1 protein-coding gene is annotated in these 480 nt (G+C 36.5%); it reads left to right on the forward strand.

Going from position 1 to position 480, the window contains the following annotated elements; translation table 11 throughout:
• Positions 1-164: 164 nt before the first annotated feature.
• A partial coding sequence (locus AB4263_RS24360) for a type I restriction endonuclease subunit M (RefSeq protein WP_372099049.1) occupies positions 165-480 on the forward strand: 316 nt, incomplete at its 3' end.

A 480-nucleotide genomic window follows, 5' to 3' on the forward strand; every position in this document is an offset into this window, starting at 1 on the left:
TCGAAAAGCTCGAAGGGTATGGCATTTCTTACGATGAAGTGTATGAGGTGTTTAATCACATTCGTAAAACGGAAGACGTTTATTAAACGCTAAAAGTAAAGCGCCTTGATATTTGCTGTATCAAATATCAAGGCAAATTCAATTTAAATACAGGGGTAAATAAAATGAACATTAAAAATGTTACATCAGGTAACGAAGAAAAAAAAGAAAAAAATTATGTTTGTACGGCTGTGCCGTTTGATCTTGGCAAAGTTGTTTGTACACAAGGCATTGCTGAACTGCTAAATAACAATATTGGTGTGAATTTACCGATTTACTTACATCGTCACCAAAATGGTGATTGGGGAAATGTCTGTGTTGAAGATAAACTTACCAATGACGAAGCCACCAAGACAGGCGAGCGGGTTTTATCCAGTTACACCATTTGTAATGAACAAGTCTGGATAATTACCGAGCGTGATCGTAGTTGCACTACGATTT

The sequence above is a fragment of the Vibrio sp. 10N.261.55.C5 genome (genome assembly GCF_041470505.1).
In the GTDB taxonomy this organism is placed as follows: Bacteria; Pseudomonadota; Gammaproteobacteria; order Enterobacterales; family Vibrionaceae; genus Vibrio; species Vibrio crassostreae_C.